The 16,887-nt window shown below is 54.8% G+C and carries 15 protein-coding genes and 2 pseudogenes; 10 read left to right on the forward strand and 7 right to left on the reverse strand.

Annotated features, from left to right (window positions below; translation table 11 throughout):
- Window positions 1–2 precede the first annotated feature (2 nt).
- Together ASD46_RS09645 and ASD46_RS09650 are read right to left on the reverse strand one after the other, a co-directional pair.
- A complete protein-coding gene (locus tag ASD46_RS09645) occupies window positions 3–905 on the reverse strand; it encodes an ABC transporter permease (protein WP_060642126.1) in 903 nt (300 codons plus the stop codon).
- Window positions 902–2,014, reverse strand: coding sequence for an ABC transporter ATP-binding protein (locus ASD46_RS09650; RefSeq protein WP_060642127.1), 1,113 nt, complete (start codon window positions 2,012–2,014; stop codon window positions 902–904). Before ASD46_RS09650 ends, ASD46_RS09645 begins: the two co-directional genes overlap by 4 nt.
- Before the next feature lie 203 nt (window positions 2,015–2,217).
- On the opposite strand from ASD46_RS09650, the gene ASD46_RS09655 reads away from it, so the two are divergent.
- From ASD46_RS09655 to ASD46_RS09705, 9 genes are all read left to right on the forward strand, one after another.
- On the forward strand, window positions 2,218–2,907 hold the full coding sequence (locus ASD46_RS09655; RefSeq protein WP_010974389.1) for a GntR family transcriptional regulator: 690 nt from the start codon (window positions 2,218–2,220) through the stop codon (window positions 2,905–2,907).
- 114 nt (window positions 2,908–3,021) lie between these two features.
- The gene (locus ASD46_RS09660; protein WP_060642128.1) at window positions 3,022–4,356 is read left to right on the forward strand and encodes an aspartate aminotransferase family protein; all 1,335 of its coding nucleotides are present in this window, start codon (window positions 3,022–3,024) and stop codon (window positions 4,354–4,356) included.
- A complete protein-coding gene (locus tag ASD46_RS09665; protein WP_060642129.1) occupies window positions 4,356–6,071 on the forward strand; it encodes an acetolactate synthase catalytic subunit in 1,716 nt (571 codons plus the stop codon). The genes ASD46_RS09660 and ASD46_RS09665 overlap by 1 nt, the downstream gene beginning before the upstream one ends.
- Window positions 6,068–6,847, forward strand: a complete 780-nt coding sequence (locus tag ASD46_RS09670; RefSeq protein WP_060642130.1) for an SDR family oxidoreductase — start codon at window positions 6,068–6,070, stop codon at window positions 6,845–6,847. Before ASD46_RS09665 ends, ASD46_RS09670 begins: the two co-directional genes overlap by 4 nt.
- A gap of 39 nt (window positions 6,848–6,886) precedes the next feature.
- Window positions 6,887–7,564 (forward strand): winged-helix domain-containing protein, encoded by a 678-nt coding sequence (locus ASD46_RS09675; protein ID WP_060642131.1) that lies wholly within the window; start codon window positions 6,887–6,889, stop codon window positions 7,562–7,564.
- Between the two features lie 552 nt (window positions 7,565–8,116).
- The gene (locus ASD46_RS09690) at window positions 8,117–8,833 is read left to right on the forward strand and encodes a winged-helix domain-containing protein (protein ID WP_060642134.1); all 717 of its coding nucleotides are present in this window, start codon (window positions 8,117–8,119) and stop codon (window positions 8,831–8,833) included.
- Between the two features lie 134 nt (window positions 8,834–8,967).
- Window positions 8,968–10,209, forward strand: coding sequence for an aminotransferase class I/II-fold pyridoxal phosphate-dependent enzyme (locus ASD46_RS09695; protein ID WP_060642135.1), 1,242 nt, complete (start codon window positions 8,968–8,970; stop codon window positions 10,207–10,209).
- A 162-nt stretch (window positions 10,210–10,371) separates the two neighbouring features.
- Window positions 10,372–11,310: a nucleotidyltransferase and HEPN domain-containing protein gene (locus ASD46_RS09700; protein ID WP_060642136.1), complete on the forward strand. Its 939-nt coding sequence runs from the start codon at window positions 10,372–10,374 to the stop codon at window positions 11,308–11,310.
- A gap of 316 nt (window positions 11,311–11,626) precedes the next feature.
- A complete protein-coding gene (locus ASD46_RS09705; RefSeq protein WP_060642137.1) occupies window positions 11,627–11,938 on the forward strand; it encodes a DUF2218 domain-containing protein in 312 nt (103 codons plus the stop codon).
- Window positions 11,939–12,036: 98 nt separating this feature from the next.
- Here the strand turns inward: ASD46_RS09705 and ASD46_RS09710 are convergent.
- Together ASD46_RS09710 and ASD46_RS09715 are read right to left on the reverse strand one after the other, a co-directional pair.
- Window positions 12,037–12,974, reverse strand: a pseudogene (locus ASD46_RS09710) (IS110 family transposase).
- Between the two features lie 217 nt (window positions 12,975–13,191).
- Window positions 13,192–13,471, reverse strand: a pseudogene (locus tag ASD46_RS09715) (transposase); the annotation flags it as partial.
- Between the two features lie 59 nt (window positions 13,472–13,530).
- On the opposite strand from ASD46_RS09715, the gene ASD46_RS27705 reads away from it, so the two are divergent.
- Window positions 13,531–13,737: a transposase gene (locus ASD46_RS27705; RefSeq protein WP_236761981.1), complete on the forward strand. Its 207-nt coding sequence runs from the start codon at window positions 13,531–13,533 to the stop codon at window positions 13,735–13,737.
- Between the two features lie 13 nt (window positions 13,738–13,750).
- On the opposite strand, the gene ASD46_RS09720 is transcribed toward ASD46_RS27705, so the two are convergent.
- From ASD46_RS09720 to ASD46_RS09730, 3 genes are read right to left on the reverse strand one after another with little or no spacing between them, the layout of a single operon-like run.
- Complete coding sequence (locus tag ASD46_RS09720; RefSeq protein WP_060642138.1) at window positions 13,751–14,341, reverse strand: hypothetical protein; 591 nt, start codon at window positions 14,339–14,341, stop codon at window positions 13,751–13,753.
- 20 nt (window positions 14,342–14,361) lie between these two features.
- On the reverse strand, window positions 14,362–15,519 hold the full coding sequence (locus ASD46_RS09725) for an MFS transporter (RefSeq protein ID WP_060642139.1): 1,158 nt from the start codon (window positions 15,517–15,519) through the stop codon (window positions 14,362–14,364).
- The gene (locus tag ASD46_RS09730; protein WP_082546172.1) at window positions 15,516–16,868 is read right to left on the reverse strand and encodes an HdeD family acid-resistance protein; all 1,353 of its coding nucleotides are present in this window, start codon (window positions 16,866–16,868) and stop codon (window positions 15,516–15,518) included. The genes ASD46_RS09725 and ASD46_RS09730 overlap by 4 nt, the downstream gene beginning before the upstream one ends.
- Window positions 16,869–16,887: the final 19 nt, after the last annotated feature.

Below are 16,887 nucleotides of genomic sequence, written 5' to 3' on the forward strand. Positions count from 1 at the left end.
TATCAGATGCCACTGTTCAGCCCCTTGCTTAGCGAAAGTGTTCTTCGAAATATGATTACGACGGCAAGCGTGACGACCAACAGTGAGGTTGAGAGCGCAGCCGCAAAAGGCCAATCGAGCAGGACAGTCGTCTGTTGACCGATGAGCGTTGCCATCATGAGCGATCCTGCTCCCCCTACCAACGCCGGGGTGACGTAGAAACCGAGTGCAAGAACGAAACTGATAACGCAGCCCGCAAATATCCCAGGAAGGCTCAGAGGAACAATGATTGCGCGAAAGGCGTGCAATTGAGTTGAGCCAAGATTCATTGCCGCCTGAACGTACTCCGGAGGGATAGCCCGCAGCGCCGCAAAAATAGGCATGATCATGAAGGGAAGAAGGACATGGGTCATTGCGACGATGACCGCACCCTGTGTGTAGATCATGCGCAGGGGCTCGTCGATGAGCTTGGTCGAGAGAAGTGCCTGGTTGATAATGCCGGTTCTCTGAAGCAGCACAATCCAGGCATATGATCGGACCAGGACCGATGTCCAGAGCGGAATGAGCACGCATCCCGTCAATATGAGGGCCCAGGGGTGTTTGAGCCGGACCATCGCGTAGGCTACAGGAAAGCCTAGGAGCAGGCAGCAGCACATAACCGCAAGTGCCACGACCGTCGTGGAGAACAGGACGTTTAGATAAAGCGGGTCGCGAAAGATGCGGATGTACAGCTCGAGGCTCATGTCCGGCATACTGAGTGCGACGAGCCTTGCCAGAGGATAAACGAACCCTGTCAAAAGCATGAGTGCAGCTGGCAGAAGCAAAAGCAATGCGCCTGCATGGGAATATGTTTTTGCAGTGGGCGTAGAAAACATCACACTTTGTAAATTGGCGATTGCTCTGGAAGCGAGTGAAGAAGCGCTCATGCCGCAGACGTCTCCTCTTTTGAAAAAAAGCTGACAGCCTGCGGGTCGGGTAAGAGATCGACCGTATCACCGGCGCGGAAATTTACCTCACTTCCGGTCACGACCTGAACCTCCACCAGCGGTGATCCAGGCAGGTCCAGACGGACCATGAACGCATGGAATGATCCAACGAATGCAAGGCTCTCGATCTGAGCTGGTATTGCCCCAAAACCTCGAGGACCTCGTTTTTTCAAGGCGATCCTCTCGGGACGCATGGCAAGAATTACCTCGTCACCAAGCCGGAGTGCCGCCCGTGCCGCATCGACAGAAGCGGTCCGGACAAATACGTCGTCGGCCAATCGCACGAGCATCCCGTCGTCTTCAAAAGAAACAATCTCTCCTCCGACGAAGCTCATTTTTCCGACAAAATCAGCAACAAAACGGGTTGCGGGCGCGTGGTAAAGACTAGAAGGAGCCCCTATCTGGACGATGTTTCCGCCCTGCATTATCGCAACGCGATCGGACATCGTCAGCGCTTCTTCCTGATCATGCGTTACGTAAAGGACGGTTGCTCCCACCTGTCTCTGGATGCGCTTGATTTCGAACTGCATGGCTTCACGCAATTTCTTGTCAAGCGCGCCGAGGGGCTCGTCCATCAGCATAACGGGCGGCTCAAACGCAAGCGCTCGTGCGACCGCCACACGCTGCTGCTGGCCACCCGACAGTTCAGAAGGAAACCTGTCAGCAAAACCGGCAAGGTGAACGAGGTCAAGCATGTCGTCTGCCCGCTGCTTCCATCGGGAGCGCCACCGCGATCTGAGCTTTAGCGGGAAAGCAATGTTCTGACGGACAGTGAGATGGGGGAAAAGCGCGTATTTCTGAAAGACCATCCCGATATTTCGCTTATTCGGCGCAAGGTCGGTCACGTCTCGGTCGCCGATCACGATCCTGCCTGCCGTGGGACGCTCAAAACCGGCAATCATCGTCAGGACGCTGGTCTTGCCTGACCCAGATGGGCCCAGCACTGACACGAACTCGCCTGGCTCCACGCGGACGTCAACACCAGCGACTGCAACGACGTTGCCATAGCTCTTCGCGAGCCCGTCAAGATTTAGAGTCTCACCTATCAATACCTCACCCCTCCGTTTTTATTGCCGCGACGAACGTGAAAACGAGTGCTCGGAGCAGCTTTCAAGATTATCTTGCCAAGCCAGCGACGCGTAACAGATTAGATGCTAATAGCGTTTATGATGTCACATAGCGTTCGCAAAAACTTTGTATTCCATTTTTGTGACATCAAAAATGCGGTGAGTCAACGGAACAAGAGGGGAAAATGATCGACATTTTACGTGATGAGAGCGATACCGGCGCTCAAGGCCAGCGAATGGGAAGCATGGTTTATGACGTGCTACGGGAGAGAATGATCCGCGGCAGCTACCCTCCCGGGCACAAGTTTACTGTCCGGGGGATAGCCAGTGAACTCGACGTGAGCACGACGCCTGCGCGCGACGCGTTGAACCGCCTGACAACGGAATCGGTACTTGTTTTTTCCGGCCCCAAGACGCTCATCGTTCCGACGCTCACAAAGGCGGAATTACGCGATATCACCGTTACGAGGATCGCCCTGGAAGGAACCGCCGCGGAATACGGAGCAAGGAATCCCGACGAAGCGACAAATAGAAAACTCATTGATATACAAAGAGTTATAAACGAGAATTTAGCAGCGGGCCGGTATCACGATGCTCTGTGGCACAACAAGGAATTCCACTTTGCCATCTATAATTTATCAGGACTGACCGGCCTGCTCAGCATGATTGAAACCCTGTGGGCGCGCATTGGCCCTACACTTCTCAACCTCTACCCCGAATACGCGCAAAACCGCCAGGGCGTCCACAATCACATGGTCGCGATTGAGGCTCTTATTGACAAAGACCCGGCCGGCGTGCGGGCGGCGATAGAGAACGATATCAGGGAGGGTTACCGCAAACTTCGCAACGCCGTATCGGTGACAGACGAATTATAACCTGAACTTAAAATTGACGTCACATATTGACTCATCAAATTTTTGTTGCAACAAAATTGCAAATGGCGGGCGCAGAGTGCCTGTCTTCCTCTAGGACAAGGGTTTTATGGTTCAATGCTGTCATCGTCGAATACCCCGCTAACAGGTCCCACCGACCGGCAAACGTCCATCGCGCTCTTTGAACGCGCCTCCACCGTTTTTCCAGGCGGTGTCACACGCGCGACAGTTGAGTTGGATCCCCACCCGATCTTTGTTGCCTACGGGGAAGGCGCGTTTGTGACCGACGTCGACGGGCACCGTATGCTGGATCTAAACAATAACTTCACGACCCTGATCCACGGACATGCCTATCCCCCAATAACTGAAGCGATTGCCGGACTACTAAGAACAGGCAGTTGCTTTGCTAATCCGATGAACCATGAAATCGATCTGGCCGAATTGCTAGTAGGCAGGATTCCGGCTGTTGAGCAGGTCCGCTTCGTCGCGAGTGGAACGGAAGCCGTCATGTTTGCCATCAAAGCCGCTAGAGCAACGACCGGCCGGGTCGCAATCGCTCGGGTGGAGGGTGCGTACCACGGCGCATATGACTGGGCGGAGGCGGGCCAGTACGCATCGTCGAATACGCCCTGCGCCGCCTATCCAGGAATGCCAGCAAGCGTCATAGATGACGTCGTGCTCCTCCAATTTAACTGCCCCGCGGAGTTGGAGCAACAGATCGCGATGAATGCCGGGCGCCTTGCGGCTATTCTTATCGATCCGATGCCCAGCCGGGCAGGTCTCATAGAGCCGACAGAGGAGTTCATCGCAACAATCAACAAGGTGGCGAAGCAACATGGGATCGTCATGATCGCGGATGAAGTCCTGAACCTCCGCCAGGGCTTCGCTGGAGCGTCAGCGCGCTATGGTCTGGAGCCGGATCTCGTCACAATGGGGAAGATCATCGGCGGTGGCTTTCCAGTAGGGGCAGTCGGTGGACGTCAGGAGATCATGTCGGCCTTTGGCAAGCAAGGAAGTAAGGCACCATTAACGCAAGGCGGAACCTTTGCTGCAAATCCCGTGTCGATGGTCGCTGGCCGTCTTGCGATGGAAGCCCTGACGCAGGATGCTTTCCAACGTCTCGAACATATGGGCAACCTGGTTCGCGAGGGGTTGAGGTCACGCATCGAACGTCACGGCGCAAATCTGAGCGTGACAGGAGCGGCTTCGCTTTTTCGAATACACGCCAAGAAAGTGGCGCCGGTTTCTTATCAGGACAGCATTCCGACAGCTTCGGAAGACGTCGTTCTGAAACTGCTGCGCAGGCACTTTGCAAATAATGGGATCTTGATGCCCTACGGCGCCGCTGCGTCGCTATCAACGCCCATGACGGACAATGACATGGGTGACATTGTTTCCGTCTTTGACGATTTCCTCGTGAATCTCGATCGACATGCCTGGGAGGCCGCATAATGGATACTGCAGTTCATGAAACAACCGTCGCTGAGCGTATTGCCCAAGCGTTGAGGCGCCATGATGTGGAGGTAATCTTTGGACAAAGCCTTCCGTCGGCGGTCATTTTGGCGGCCGAAAAGATCGGTATAACGCAGATAGCCTATCGTCAGGAAAACATGGGTGGCGCCATGGCCGATGGTTACGCCAGGCGTTCGGGCAAAATCGGGATCGTGGCAGCCCAGAACGGGCCCGCGGCGGCGCTGCTGGTTGCTCCGCTGGCTGAAGCACTCAAGGCTAGCGTCCCGGTCGTTGCACTTGTCCAGGATGTGGAGCGTGATCAGACTGATCGGAACGCGTTTCAGGACCTCGATCACATCAGCCTCTTTCAGTCATGCACAAAATGGGTTCGTCGTGTTTCCGTGGAAGAGCGGGTAGACGATTACATCGATGCCGCGTTCACCGCCGCCTCGTCTGGCAGAGCAGGTCCCGCAGTCCTGCTTCTTCCTGCGGATCTTTTGCGATCCGTATCTACTACCCCTTCAAGGAGAAGAACGAACAATCTCGGCCATTGGCCGCTCGACAGATCACGTCCCGCCGACAAAGATCTTGATATCGCTGCGAAAGCGATTGCGAACGCACGCGCACCTGTCGTGATAGCAGGCGGCGGCATCCACGCCTCCGGGGCTGCCCAGCAGTTGCGACTGCTGCAGGACGAATGCTCGATACCTGTGTTCACAACGAATATGGGCAAGGGCGCAGTTGATGAGTGGCACCCTCTTTCAGGAGGCGTACTGGCATCTCTTGTCGGTCCGAAGTCACTGGGTCAACACACGGTCGAGATCGTTCGCGAAGCGGATCTTGTCGTCTTAATCGGCACGAGGACGAACCAGAATGGAACAGACAACTGGCGCCAGTATAGTCCCGATGCCCAGATTATTCACATAGATACCGATCCACAGGAGGTCGGCCGAAATTTTGAGGCAATTCGTCTTGTTGGTGACGCACGGGAGACCTTGGCCGGCCTACGCGAAACGATCAGGCTTTGTGACTTGCGCCTCAGAACCGTTTCCCGAGAGGCCGTCTGCAACCGTCTTCGGGACAGCTGGAGTAAATTCAATGATGATCGCCAAGTCTATTACAGCTCTGAGGCCTCACCGCTTCGTCCCGAACGGATTATGGCCGAACTTCAGGGAGTTATCGATGAAAACACCACAGTGGTGGCGGACGCAAGTTATTCATCGATGTGGGTCCTCGGACAACTCAGAATTTCTTCCGAAAGGACACGTGTGCTCACCCCCCGGGGTCTTGCAGGACTTGGGTGGGGAGTTCCCCTTGCAATCGGAGCCAAGGTCGCCGCACCTGAGAGCGATGTTGTAGCGCTGGTGGGAGATGGGGGATTTGCGCACAGCTGGGCCGAGCTTGAAACACTGGTCCGCATGCAAATTCCGATCACGATCATCGTGCTGAACAACGGAATTCTTGGCTTCCAGCGTGATGCCGAAACTGTAAAATTCGGAAGGTACACAACCGCCTGCCATTTTGCAGAGGTCGATCACGTCAAGATTGCACACGCGTGCGGATGCGATGCGGTCCGGGTCACGCAACCGCAGGACCTCAAGGCCCATATGCAAAAGGTCAAGAAAAGAAAGTTGCCGTTGCTGATAGAGGTTATGACCGATCCCGAAGCTCACCCGGCACTTTCTCTCTTTGCTCGGATGGACAGTGCGGCATGACGAGGGATCGCCAGAGCCGAGTCGCAGTGGTCGCCGGAGGCACGTCAGGTATCGGACTGTCGGTTGCACGACATTTACTCGGTATTGGCCACAAGGTCGCGGTTTTTGGGCAGACAAAAAGCGCGGCGAAGGCCGCGCGCTCGTCCTTCGAGGCTGAGATAACATCTAACCAGCTATTGGTCGGCTGTTGCGACGTCAGAAATCCAGGCGAGGTTGCCGATTTCTTTCGCGATGTCGAAACCTTGTGGTCGTCCACTGCGCTACTGGTTTATTGCGCGGGCATTTCGCCGAAAGCAACAGACGGTGTGGCCAAGCGATTTACCTCGGTTGACCTGGACGAGTGGAATGATGTGCTGGACGTGAATTTGACGGGCGCCATGCTCTGCTGTCAAGCAGCCTTACCAAGTATGGTCGACAAGGGATTTGGCCGGATTGTCCTCATCGGCTCGCTTGCAGGTCGAACACGGCCTATGATCGCCGGCGCGGCATATGCAGCATCAAAAGCCGGGCTCGCTGGCCTGGCCCGTGCGCTCGTCAGCGAATTTTCAGCCGACGGTATCACAATCAATGTCGCCGCTCCGGGTCGCATCTTGACGCCAATGGCGGGAACCGCGGCGACGCCAGTCAATCTCGACGCAGCAAAACGAATACCCACCGGGCGACTAGGAGAGGCGGAAGAAGTGGCACGGCTGGTCGGCTTTTTAGTCTCCGATGAAGCCGCTTTCATCAATGGAGCGATCATAGACATCAACGGCGGCGAGTACACGCCCGCCTAACCCACAAATTGTCAGACGCAGAAAACAAAGCGAAGGGAGATGCTCGTGCGTCACTCGATCTTAATCCACACGACTGACCCAGAGCTCTACCTGATTTTGCGTTACATTCTCGAGCAGGCCGGCCACGACGTCGACCTGCTGCCGAGCCTCGACATGTTTTTACCGGATGATGCGAATAGTCAGCCACAACGCCGCACGGTACTGATCTGCCTTGCAATGGACGATCTGCTCCGCTCAGCGGTTCTTATAAAGAAAGAACAGCCGGACATTCGAGTTGTCGGCTTCCCACTTGACAATAAAAAGATAGACGGCGTTCAATCATCCGTATTTGACTATCTGGTGAGGCGCCCTTTTGACCCCGGCAACCTGCTTGAGTTTCTCAAGTTTGGCCTGCGTTGCAACACAACCGCACCAACTGATGTCAGCGTTTTTCTCGATGACGTGGAAATCAATGTTGGATCCGTCCGGGTCCGGCGGGGTGAGACGCACATCAGTCTGTCGCCCCTGCATTTCAGGATCCTGTTGTATCTTGCAAGAAACACAGACAGGGTCGTCAGCCGTGACGAACTCATCCGGAATTGCTGGCCCGAGGATGCCGATGTCGAACCGCGTACGGTGGACATTCACATTGGCAAAATAAGACGGTCTTTGAACCGACACGGCCACAACGTCATCAGAACCGTGCGCTCCGCAGGATATTCGGCCACAAAATTATAATCCGGCGCGCACAATTCATCCGTCAGTAAGCGACCGAAAAACTCTGGCCCAAAAAAGAAAATCGCGATTCCTCCCGTCGAGACGTGCATCAATAGCACTGAAGGCGACGGCGAGCGCGGCATCCGTACCGAAAATCATTCTGGCAATTGCCGTGGCGTCGGCTTCATCGCAAGACGTGAGAATGTCACCGCCGGCGCTATCGGCAATGCCTGCATTTTTCCAACTACGCATGTAACCTCCGAGCCACCCGGCGCGGAACAACGAATATGCCGGGCGTTCAGGCTCGTTTCAGAGATGCAGAGCGCAAGCGCCTGCATGTTCGCCCATGGCTATTCGATCAGGTTACGGCTTTCCCGCCCATGAAGCGCAATGGGCCTCAAGAAAGCATCTTTATGATGTCACATAATATGCTCCGACTTCAAGCGAACTGGCGGAATATCGAGGATAATTTGCTGATTATTCTATTTTACATAGATGACTACCGGTGATTGCATTATTTTTTGTGACATCATATGACGGCTACGAACAGCAGTTATGTATTGAGGATCTGAGATGCAGCACGGGATAGAAACCAAAGCCGCAGTCGCAATTCTTACGGAGAACGCGGACTATTTTGCGATGCTCAAGCACATTCTCTCTACGGAGGGCACGCGGGCGGTTCTCTGCGATAGAAACGAAATCGGCGACAAAGTTGCCCAGCCGGACATCATCGGACTTATCCTCGATGTGGATAGCGATCACCATGGGGCAGCCATCATCTGCCAACGCATCAAATCGTGTGACAAGACGGAAAAACTGCCAGTACTTGCCATCATTCCCAACGGTGACACCGAAGCCTATATGGAACTCATGCGGGCAGGCGCGGATCAGTGCCTGATCCGCCCATTCTGGCCGCCACATCTGCTGGGCTTTCTCGAAGGCATAAACCCTGTGCGGCAACAACCAGTTGCGACAACGTCACAGAACGCATCCCTTAAACTGGGCGAAATCGAACTTTGGCCAGAACGCAAACGCGTTTCGGTTAGCGGCATCGAGCTCACTTTGGGGCCGATCGAATTCAAATTGCTCGAACACCTTCTTACAGCTCCAGGGAGAGTGTTCAGTCGAGACGAGTTGATAACAGCGGCGTGGCCGAATGAGGTCTACGTGCAACCGAGGACGGTTGACGTTCACATTGGCCGTATCAGGCGGCATCTGAAGAAAGCGGCGGGCTTCGACATCATCAGAACTGCGAGATCAAGCGGCTACGCCATCGATTTAGCCGCGTAGCCAGCATATGCGCCGTTCTGGTTTATGACGTCAAAGGTTTACAGAGATTTCTCAAAATCTTCCGAGAGCGTTTGTTGATCGTTGCGATTATTTGCCGATCCTGCATGCATCTTTTTGGTTAGGGGACCTGAGAAATGACGACCGACAAAACGCAGCAGCACGCAAGCCGAAACACCGGAGGATTGATAGATCATGCGCAAGACTACTTCAACGCGGCTCACCAGCAGGGCTTGATGGCCCTATATGCGCGGCCAAGGGCTGCGAGGCAGGTAGACATCGTTTTTGACGGCTTTCCATCACAGCGCATCACTGATTTCGTGCGTTGTTCATATCTGGGCCTCGACAATCACCCGCTCGTCATAGACGGCGCGATCAAGGCGATTGAGGAATACCGGGCACTGCACTGGTCATGTGCAAGGACCCGACTGAATTTTGCAATCCTCCGCGACTTGGAAAACTCGCTTTCAGATCTCTTCCAGGCGAGGGTCATCACCTACACAACCGTGCTGGCGGCGAACATGGGAGCATTACCTATCGTCGCCTCCGGACACCTCACCGGCGGCATCAGGCCGATGATGGCTTTTGACCGCCACGCGCACGCAACACTCGCCTTCCACAAGGGCACAATTGCTCTGGAAACGCAGGTCCGTACGTTGGCCCATAATGATCTAGATGCATTAGAGGAGTTGTGCCGGTCCAACAGGGCCGTGGCTTACGTTTGCGACGGCGTCTACTCGATGGGTGGAAATGCGCCCATTCGGGATCTGCGCTACTTGCAGGATCGATACGGTCTGTTTCTCTATATCGATGACGCCCACGGCGTATCAATCTGCGGTAAGAACGGTGAAGGATTTGTGAGGTCACAATACGGAAACGAACTCGGCGAGCGAACTATCATAGCCGCGTCGCTCGGAAAGGGTTTTGGCGCCTCGGGCGGAATGTTGATGCTTGGTACGGCGCGTCAGGAAGAACTATTCCGTCGTTTTGCTGTCGCGCACGCTTTTTCTGCGTCATTGAATGTTGCGGCAATTGGTGCAGTTTCAGGTTCGTTGACAATACACCGCAGCGACGAGCTTTTGCGAAGACAGCTGGCTCTCAGTTCCAATATCGAACTTTTGGACTCGATGTTGGTGACAGAGCAAAGCGGAGCTCCATTGCCAATTCGGACGGTGAACCTTGGCACCGAAGAGCGTGCCGTCAATGGGACCCGGGCGCTGCTCGATCGGGGAATTTACGGCTCGGCGATCTTCTTCCCGACAGTTGCGAAGGGGAAGGCCGGCATTCGCGTTTGTGTCACCTCGGACCATACACCTGAGGAAATCACGGGACTTTGCGCAGCTCTGTCAGAGATCATGGATGACCAGGCAATATCGTAAGTCCGCATCAGGCTGTAGTCGCTCAGAAGGCCGGTCTTGCGAAGAGAATGAGCGGCGGGTTTTGCGGATAGCAACATTTGTTGCCAGCAAAGTGTGATGTAAACTACAGATTGAGGCGGACGAATCCAGCCTGTTGCGGAGAAGAGAAGACATTTGCCGACCATGAAAACATCGCTCGATCATATTCCTCCGCAAATACAAACGGAGCTCCAGCGCGCGCTGGAGATTATTCACGAAGAATTCGAGGATGCCCTGGAGGGCGGCACGGCGAAATTCAAAAAGCGTGGCCGCATCCTGAAGATCATCCTCTTCGGATCCTATGCCAGGGGTACGCAGGTGGACGAACCGTTCACATCCAAGGGGTATAAATCTGATTTCGATCTTCTTGTGATCGTCAACAACCGCAAGCTGACGGATTTTGCGGAGTATTGGTACAAGGCTGCCGACAGGTTGATCCGTGACAAGATGATAAAGAGACCCGTGCAGATCATCGTCCACTCGCTGCGAGAAGTGAACACATCTCTGCAGGAGAGCCAGCATTTCTTTTCCGACATTCGCAAGGAAGGCATCACGCTTTACGAGCTGGACGACAAGCCGCTCGCAGAGCCCAAGACGTTGACGCCGGAAGAACAATTACGAGTGGCAAAAGAGCATTTTGAGAAGCGTTTTGGCGCGGGAAGAAACTTTGCGGCACTTTCTGACGCTGCTTTACAAAAGGAAATGATCAGTGAAGCTGCATTCCTCCTACATCAGGCAATCGAGCAGGCCTATGCCAGCGTTCTTTTGACGCTGACGAACTACACGCCGGCGTCCCACAACCTGAAAGTCCTGCGATCATTCGCAGAAGAACGGGACCGTCGACTGATCGAGGCATTCCCTCGCGATCACCATCGGGAGAGAGCATGGTTCAATACGATCAACGAAGCATATGTAAAGGCACGTTATTCAAGCCATTACAAAATCAGCCAAGAGGCGCTTGATTGGATTGGCGAGCGAGCAACGGTACTGCTCGGTCTGGTGGACGAGGTATGCCGTGACCATATATCGGCACTTGAGGCAGACGCCGCTCGTGATACTGCCGAGCAAGACGTGGCTGAATAATGCCGGGCTAAAGCGCTTTCCGAAAGTACCTTTATGTTGGTGGTGAACCTTGGCGGCTAGCAGCACTGTCGTTCACTAGCCGCGCCTTGGTGGAGTGCCGAATGAAGAATCCAGGAAGGAATAATGAACGTCAAACGGTTATTTCCGTGCCTATGATCGTCTGGTGCGTCGCATCAAAGGTTTCATGCAGCCTCCTCGCTGCGATTTGCGGAAAACTCCAAGTGTATGAGCCACTTTATCGCCGACCGCTATTCGCGTCACGCGCTGCCCCTGCTCCGGCTTTGCTATTTGTCTGACCCGTCACCGAGAATTTCTTATGGCCAAACACATTTCCGAAACGTTCGTGTCGATCCCGGATCCGGATCGGACGCTCGATCTGCTGTGCGCTACCCTGCGCGGCTGGTCTTTTTCAATCACCACCAATCATTCCGAACCACTTATTGCCTTTGACGACGGGCGCGTCATCATCACCCACGCAGTCGGTGGCCTTCACCTTCGTATTGAGGCCGAGGAACCTTTGACACTCCTCGGGATGCGGTCCGTGCTGCAGGCAACCTTCTCTCAGGTCGCTACCCATATGCTCCCGGAGCTCGAATGGCACCGCGCCGATGGCGAGACACTCGAGTGACGGGGCCCCAGGGAGGGAGCGCCCGCTGAGGATAACACAAGATGGCTTCGGATCAGGGAGCCTCTCAACTCTCCCGGAAAGACAAGTATCTGTCTTGGTCAAGGGCGGTCAGGCAACCAATCTCGCCTTTCGCGCAGCAAGGTGTTTGCAAGGATGATGATGGGCCGCATGATGGCGGTAATGGCGACTTTCTTGGCTTTACCGACCTTTAGTAGTTGCTGATACTTGTCGTGAAGGTCCCGGTTGAAGCGGATGGCGACAAGTGCGGGCATGTAGATCGCGCGCCGAATTGATGACCGACGCCCGGTGATCCTCTCCTTGCCCTGCCACTTTCCCGATTGCTGGTCATTGGCGCAAGTCCTGCTAAAGCAGTGATCTTCTTGCCGTCGAGGTGCCCAAGCTCTGGCATATCAATAAGCATGGTGGTCGCGGTCGGCCGACCAATCCCCAGGATGGTCATCAAACGGCAGATGCGCTCTTCAAGTGTACCTCGCTGCTTGGCGATCTGGGCGATGACCACATCAAGCGCTTGGATATCGGCACCGATGCCTTCAATGCGGCGACCAAGTTGCTCTCGCGCGAGCGGGTTCAGTGCAGTAGCAAGCCGCGTCTTCGCGGTCACCTGATCTTTGACCAAAGCGCGGCGGGCAGTCAGCAACTCTCTGAGATCATGAACATCTTCGCCCTCGGCGACTTGAGGCGCCAGGTCAAGCACAACGCCCATGCGCGCCAACATTCTGGCGTCGACGCTGTCGGTCTTTGCCAGTCGCCCGATGGCCTGCGCAAAGCGCCGCGCCTGCTTTGGATTGACTTTGATGAAGGGCAGTTCTGCCAAGCTGAGATACCACTCAAGCCCCCGGTGATAGGCACCGGTCGCCTTGAAAACGATGAGAAAGTCTTCCTCATTTGCCAGCCAGTCGTACAATTGCCTGAAGCCTTCAGGCGTATTGGGTAAGCAGCACGCCTCCGTCCGGGAATGCCAGAATGCGTCAAGACTGTCTTTCGAAACGTCAATACCGATGGTATCCTTAGCCATCTTTTCTTCCTACCTATGCTTGTCGTTCGGGCCCGCAGCCCACGTATCTGTTCAGGTCGTTAGAAAAGACGGGGGCTCGTCAAACTCGACCGCGGTCCTGCAAGACCAAGCTCCGCACGACGCCGCCCCCGCCGCTGCCCCGCAATTTGCGGTGCTGGGCAGCGGCTCCTTTTTGCCTCAGGAGCCAAGAATTCCATAAGACAAGCTCCGCCATCGCGAAATAAGCAGATGCCTTGCGCAAAATCTCGTTGGCTTGGCGAAGCTTACGGTTCTCCCGCTCAAGAGCCTTCATCTTCTCGGCCGCATCGCTCGGCAGGCCCGCTGTCGACCTCGCTCTTCTTCACCCATTCGTGCAGCGTAGCTGCCGAGCAGCCGATCTTGGCCGCGATAGATGAAACGGTAGCCCATCGCGATGGATGCTCTGCCTCGTGATCCAGCACCATGCGGATGGCACATTCGCGGACTTCGGGTGAAAACTTGTTTGTTGTCTTGCTCATGTCGGCTCCACTTTCTCAGAAGTTGGAGCCTCCGGCCAACCCGGTGCGGTTCAGAGGCGATGGAACCGGGTGCCTGTGTTTCAGCGATTGCACATCGCATCGGAATTCGTCCATCGCAGCTATTTGGCTGGCGTCGCGATGCCCAGAGCGACAGCGACCCAGATCACCCGGAGCCGCTATTTGCACGCACGTCGGTTTGGGCGGCTCAAATTCGGTCAACAAAATTTCTGCACCGCGCTCCAGTTGAATCGAGGGTACGCTTCTGAACAAAATGCTACGCTACTGTAGAAAATCGTATGTACGTAAAATCCAGCTCACCTGATATACAATAGCCAAACCAACTAGCCATAGCTGGTGGCGTTTGCTTTTAAGAAACATCGCGACAATGGCCAACCCAAAAAATATCACCTGTCGTATAGGATATTCGGCACCGAGCGAGCGAAAGTAATCGCCTCCTTTCACGAAGGTATCGACGAGATCGACGAGGAACGTGATGGATAGAAGCCCGAAAAACCAGCGTTTACGGGATTCAAAATAGTCTTCAAATCCTTTGTACTCATTCATCTGGTCCGGGAACAGTAGCGCAGTCAGAGCCGCAAAGATCATCGCATAGGCGATCAGGAAGAAATATATGGGGAATGTCCACGCACGAACGAAAGACAGGTGAAATTCATACCACCAGAAATGCATGATTGAGATCAGCAGGAATATCACCCAGCCGATGTGTACGGAGTATACTGGAATGCTTCCCGGGTGCTGGACAAAACGCGTCAGACCATTGACGAGACGCGCGAGACTGAGACCAAGCACCATTCCCATGATAATGCGAACGTGGGCAAAATCCTCAGGATGCGGGACGGGTGTTTCCATTTAATCGTTCCTGTTTTCAGTCAAATGCCCGGCCGCGCTGAGCCTAGCTTGTTCTTTCTTTGGCGATAAGCGCAGAACAACGTAAATGCGGCACAGATGGCGGCTGCGAAGATGGGAAGGCCGTGCGGAGAAAGTTCCATTACCAACCCGCCAACCAATGGTCCCAAAAGTGCACCTATGCCCCAAAAGACGGACAGCAAGGCGTAGATGCCAAGCAATTCGTTATCCTTGTAGGCGTCGCCAAGAATGGCTATGGTCGTCGTATAGATGCCAACGAAGGCTCCGCCCCAGAAGTAGAGCAGCGGATAGGCCAGCCAAGGGTTGGAAAACGCGATGGGCCACACAAGAGCCCCGATGACAGATGCGATGGACAGCACGATTAACACGCGCTGGCGGGGCAGCCGGTCAGCAAGCCATCCGATCGGCAATTGCAATGTGATCGCTCCTATTAACAGGACGGTCAGAAGTAGCGTCGCCGAATCCTCTGTCCAGCCAAGCCGCATTGCATAAAGTGGTAGCAAGGTGAGACCGGCAGCTTCGAGCGCAGCATTGAGTGCCGAAGAAGCCACTGCCACGGGCACAAGCTTGAGATATCGGAATGGATTGCCCATTTCCTCTCGGGCGGGCGACGTTGCCTTTGGCTTACCCACAAACAAAATGACGCAGGCCAAAAGCGCGATTGCCGCGCCGATAAAGAACGCGAGGGATTCCTGTCGACCCACCAAGGTCAAGATGGCAGGACCCAGAGCAGTCCCGCACGAAAGAGCCGTGACGTAGATGGCGATCATTCTACCGCGGTTTTTCTGCGCGACGAGCTGGTTCAGCCAGGTTTCCGAAACCACAAACAATGTTTCGGATGCTGCTCCGAGCGCTGCACGCAATGGAAACCATATCCACAAAAATGGAGCTAAAGGAAACAAGACAAGAAAGCCACTCGATGCCAGCAGCGCACCCTTTGCCAGGGCCGAGAAACCCAATCGTTGTGCAAGGTGCGGAAGATAGGGCGCTGCCAGAAGAACGCCGATCGCGTACATGGCACCGTTGGCTCCGATAAAACCTTCAGAGTAGCCGGCTTCCGCCAGTTCCAGTGCGATGAGGGGGGCGCTGAGGCCGTACGTCAGGCCGAAAATCGCTGCGGTGAGAATGACAACACTGGTGGTGCGTATATATCCGCTCATTTGGCTACGGCCTCGCTCTCGCTGCTTTCTGCTACAGAGGCCAGATCCCGGCTCGTGTGAATGGCATCGGAAAGTCTGCTTCGCCAGCGCCGGTCGCTGTGCTCCACGGTACTGCGCAATAAGCGTGCATAGTCGAGAACCAATCCGGGCGTCCACGTCATGGCTTCGGCACGGCCGCGGACAATCCGGAGTAACCAAAATTGCGGATTACTAGTTATTTTCCACAGGTCCCGCCAAATATGGCCAGTGTAAGAGGCACCCTCGACAGCTGCATCAAGTGCCTGGATGACACTCGTCGAGCAATTACGCGCTGTCAAGTTATAGGTATTGTCCTGCGAATAGGCCGCCCAAAAAGCACGCAGCGCGGTCGCATTGAATTTATGGAATGTCACTTTTTGATCCGGAAAGCACCAGTCGGCTGCTTCCTGAACCAGCGATGCATTGAATTTTCCAGGAACATCGTTTTCATGTCCTGCTGAAAGAAGAGCTCGAAAATCGTCGGGACTGTGATCAATATCACTAGCGGGATAGTGACTGACATAAAGATCGGGCTCCAGTTCAAGCGCCGCGTGTCCGGTAGAGATTACACCATCCGTGTCGACCGCTGCGATATAACGGTCTATCAGAATTCGTCGCTCCGGATCCTTTATGGAACCGACTGCGGTCCAGACATAGACATTCAAAGCATGGCTATTCAGATCCCCTGCCTCGTCGCCTCCTGGAATAGCCGGCCGGGAAACTCCTCCCTGCCAATTGCGCGCGGCATAAAGGGGCAGTGATGTTACAGAGCCACCTTCCGGCAATTGCCGCAAAGGAAGAGCCAACCGCACCAGTCCATAGCCGGAGGTCAGCAACAACAGCGCAAAACAGAACGGAACTGTAAGATGATGCGGCACAGGCCATGACATCAAAATTCCGGTCGCCAGTGCAACTTCAATCAGGCCCGCTGCAATGCCGACACGCCAGCGCGGGCTATGGACAACGAAAGCTGTGCCGATCCGAAAGAGCCCGTCAATCAGAAACGCAGTGCCAAACACCATCGCTGCACCGATATTGTCATCCCAGGGAACGTTGAACACCAAAAATGCAGCAACAAGAAAACTTGCTCCACGCATGGCATCGATCCAGTGTTGGCGAAGGCCAAGCGAGGCAGCTGCAGCGATCTCCACCAATCCCTCGACGATCAGGAATATGGCAAGAGTATCAAGTACGACTGACAGAGCGCCATCGCTAAGGTCAAACAGGATAGCTACGCCCAGGAGAATCCATACGATGCCCGCCGCAGCCAACAAACGCCAGATAGGTTTGAGTGCCTGTGCTCCAAGCAGAAGAAAAACTAGACGAATCATATGATTTTCCGTTCCATGC

Source organism: Rhizobium sp. Root491 (genome assembly GCF_001427205.1).
Lineage (GTDB): Bacteria > Pseudomonadota > Alphaproteobacteria > Rhizobiales > Rhizobiaceae > Agrobacterium > Agrobacterium tumefaciens.

Coding starts and splice junctions, on each gene's coding strand:
- ASD46_RS09645 (WP_060642126.1), bottom strand. CDS start 905: ATGAGCGCTTCTTCACTCGCTTCCAGAGCAATCGCCAATTTACAAAGT.
- ASD46_RS09720 (WP_060642138.1), bottom strand. CDS start 14,341: ATGGAAACACCCGTCCCGCATCCTGAGGATTTTGCCCACGTTCGCATT.
- ASD46_RS09700 (WP_060642136.1), top strand. CDS start 10,372: ATGAAAACATCGCTCGATCATATTCCTCCGCAAATACAAACGGAGCTC.
- ASD46_RS09660 (WP_060642128.1), top strand. CDS start 3,022: ATGCTGTCATCGTCGAATACCCCGCTAACAGGTCCCACCGACCGGCAA.
- ASD46_RS09725 (WP_060642139.1), bottom strand. CDS start 15,519: ATGAGCGGATATATACGCACCACCAGTGTTGTCATTCTCACCGCAGCG.
- ASD46_RS09730 (WP_082546172.1), bottom strand. CDS start 16,868: ATGATTCGTCTAGTTTTTCTTCTGCTTGGAGCACAGGCACTCAAACCT.
- ASD46_RS09690 (WP_060642134.1), top strand. CDS start 8,117: ATGCAGCACGGGATAGAAACCAAAGCCGCAGTCGCAATTCTTACGGAG.
- ASD46_RS09705 (WP_060642137.1), top strand. CDS start 11,627: ATGGCCAAACACATTTCCGAAACGTTCGTGTCGATCCCGGATCCGGAT.
- ASD46_RS09695 (WP_060642135.1), top strand. CDS start 8,968: ATGACGACCGACAAAACGCAGCAGCACGCAAGCCGAAACACCGGAGGA.
- ASD46_RS09675 (WP_060642131.1), top strand. CDS start 6,887: ATGCTCGTGCGTCACTCGATCTTAATCCACACGACTGACCCAGAGCTC.
- ASD46_RS27705 (WP_236761981.1), top strand. CDS start 13,531: ATGGAACCGGGTGCCTGTGTTTCAGCGATTGCACATCGCATCGGAATT.
- ASD46_RS09665 (WP_060642129.1), top strand. CDS start 4,356: ATGGATACTGCAGTTCATGAAACAACCGTCGCTGAGCGTATTGCCCAA.
- ASD46_RS09655 (WP_010974389.1), top strand. CDS start 2,218: ATGATCGACATTTTACGTGATGAGAGCGATACCGGCGCTCAAGGCCAG.
- ASD46_RS09670 (WP_060642130.1), top strand. CDS start 6,068: ATGACGAGGGATCGCCAGAGCCGAGTCGCAGTGGTCGCCGGAGGCACG.